The sequence below is a fragment of the Luteococcus sp. genome (assembly GCF_043424415.1).
Classification (GTDB): Bacteria; Actinomycetota; Actinomycetes; order Propionibacteriales; family Propionibacteriaceae; genus Luteococcus.
Genome location: NZ_JBHWOO010000033.1, coordinates 1 through 2,629, shown reverse-complemented (window position 1 = coordinate 2,629; position 2,629 = coordinate 1). Strand labels below are relative to the sequence as shown.

The 2,629-nt window shown below is 67.7% G+C and carries 1 protein-coding gene; it reads right to left on the bottom strand.

From position 1 onward, the window contains the following. Positions 1–12 precede the first annotated feature (12 nt). Positions 13–2,629 (bottom strand): molybdopterin-dependent oxidoreductase (locus ACHFFZ_RS01700; protein ID WP_394274936.1); only part of this gene is annotated, 2,617 nt, incomplete at its 5' end.

The following is a 2,629-nucleotide window of genomic DNA, read 5'->3' as shown; positions in this document are numbered from 1 at the left end:
GCCATCGGGACCTCAGATCTTCTCCACCTGCACCCAGGTGTCCAGCTGGGCGGCGCCGCCACCGATCGGGTCGGTGAGGCCGCCGCCGCCCAGGACGGTGTCCTCCTCCAGGAGCTCGTTGACGGCGAACCCTGCCGATCGGGCACCGGCGAAGCCGAACTCCTCGCTGCCCGGCACCACGTTCTGGGCGGCCTTGGTGTGGCCGTATGCGCTGACGGCGGCGATGGGCTCGCCGTCGATCGTCACCTCGCCGGCCGCATAGCCCTTGTGGCCGAAGGCAGACTCCGCCCCCACGGTCCCCGGGCGCAGGCCCTGCAGCACCATCGCGGTGGACTCCACCGTGGCCGTGGGAGAGGTGACCCGCACCCGGTCGCCGTTCTCGATGCCGCGCTCGGCGGCGTCGGAGGCGTTGATCCACAGGTAGTTCTCGGGACGGATCTCCCGCAGCCACGCATTGTTGACGGTGCGGTGCGTCCCCATGTGGCGGCTCTTCCAGCTCACGAAGTGCAGCGGTCGCTCCTCGGTGGGGCCGATCACCGTGCCGTCGGACTTCATCACGGGCCGGATCTTTGCCAGTCCGTCGTAGTTCTCCCCGGTCATGCAGTCCTTCAGGGCAGCGGTCTTGGGGTCGTAGAACTGGCACAGCCCCGCGTAGCGGTGCTTGAGCCACTCGCCCTCATAGGCGTCGCCCCGCTCCGGTGCCTGCCCGGAGAAGCGACCACCGCGGTTGAGCACGTAGACCACCTTGGGCCACTCCTCCGCCGTGACCGCCTGCTTCCAGCGCGCCTCGTCGAAGGCGTCGCCGAGGGCCTTGCGGCGGGTACGGCTGAACAGCTCCAGCTCCTCTGCGCTGGCATCCGGCACCGGTTCCTTGCCGGCGTAGGCGACGTTGGCGGCCATCTTCAGCCAGTAGTCGCTGGACGAGTCCAGCGAGGTGCCGGGGCCGAAAGCCCCTCCTCCCACTCCGGGCAGTCCCAGCTGCTTGGCCAGTTCGATGTAGAAGTCCTCCACCGGGCGCGGCCCCTCGAAGGCGCGGGTGGTGGGCTGTCCGAGCTGTGTGACCGCGTACTGCTGGGAGGGGTAGACCGACTCCTGCGTGAACTTCTCCAGGTAGGTCAGGTCAGGCAGCACGTAGTCCGCGTACATCGACGAATCACCCAGCGTGATGTCGAAGGAGACCACCAGCTCGATCTTGTCGGTCATTGCCAGCTGCTTCGCGATCCTGCCCGCTCCGGGGCTCGAGTTCAGCGGGGAGTGGCGGTTCATGAACAGCGCCTTGATCGAGTACGGGTAGCCCACGGCCGCCGAGGGGATCACCTCGTGGCACATGTTGCCCGGGAACGGGTACCAGCGGCGCTTGGCCGGGTAGCCGTCCTCCTTGAAGAACGAGGAGTCCTCGTACTTGGTCTTCTGGCGGGCGATGGTGGTTCCCCAGCCCTTGTTGCCGCCGGGCACCTTGTTGATGTCGTACCTGCCCTCGGCGGGCGAGAAGCCCTTCTGGGCACCGATGTGCCCGCCCTTCCAGTCGTGGTTGCCGATCAGGAAGTTCAGGTAGCCGATCGCACGAATGGTGTCGTACCCGTTGGTGTGCATCGCCGGGCCGCGATAGCTCATGATGCAGGCTTGCTTGCCGTGGGCGGTGAACTCGCGGCCGATCTCGGCCACCACCTCCTCATCGACGCCGGCCTCATTGGCGAGGTCCTCGATCTCCCGCTCCATCAGGCGTTCCTTGAGCAGGGTGAACACGCTCTTGACCCGGTGGCCGTCGATGGTGGTGTCCACCTCGAGGTCGGCCAGTGCGGTCGTCGAGTCGGCGCCCTGGGGCTCACCGCCCACGAGCACGGCCGGTTCGGGGTCGGGGGTGGTGCCGTCCTCGGTCGGCTGCGGGGGCTCTGCCCGCCCCAGGTCCACCATACTCAGCCGCCCCTTCTTGGGGTCGTCGAGCTTGATCAGGTAGGTGGCATCGGACCAGGTGGGCTCACCGATCGCGGTGGCAGCGGGCTTGCCGGGGGCCCGCAGGTACTGCTCGTCGTAGCGCTCGTTCTCCACGATCCAGCGGCTGATGGCCAGGGCCAGCTCCATGTCCTTGCCCGGCTCCACCGGCACCCAGCGGTCTGCCTTCTCGGCCGTCTTGGACATGCGCGGGTCGATCACCACCATCTTCATGCCGCGGCGGCGGGCCACCGAGATGCGCGGGGCCAGCCAAGTGGGCCCCTTTTGCGCGGTCAGGGGCTCGGTGCCCCACACCACCAGGTAGCGGCACTCGTCGATGTCGGCGTACATGCGCTTGTAGTTGGTGGTGGGGTGAGTGTGCACGTTGCCCTGCACACCGGTCATGCCGCAGGTGCCGCCGTGGTTGTACTGGTTGACGGTGCCGAAGATGTTGTTGCCGAACCGCACGCCCAGCAGGTTCTGCCGTTCACCGCACAGGATGGTCAGCAGGTTCGACTTCGGGCCCAGCTCGGGCCGCTTCGGGTCGATGAGGGTGTCGCCCCAGGTCTGCTCGAACTGCTCCTGGGTGAGTTCGCCTGCCTCGACCTTGGCGGCGTCGCCCATCACCTCGTCCTCGGGTGCGTAGGCCCACCAGTCCTTGAATCCGGGGGTGCCCAGGTCGCTCCCGTTCGCGATC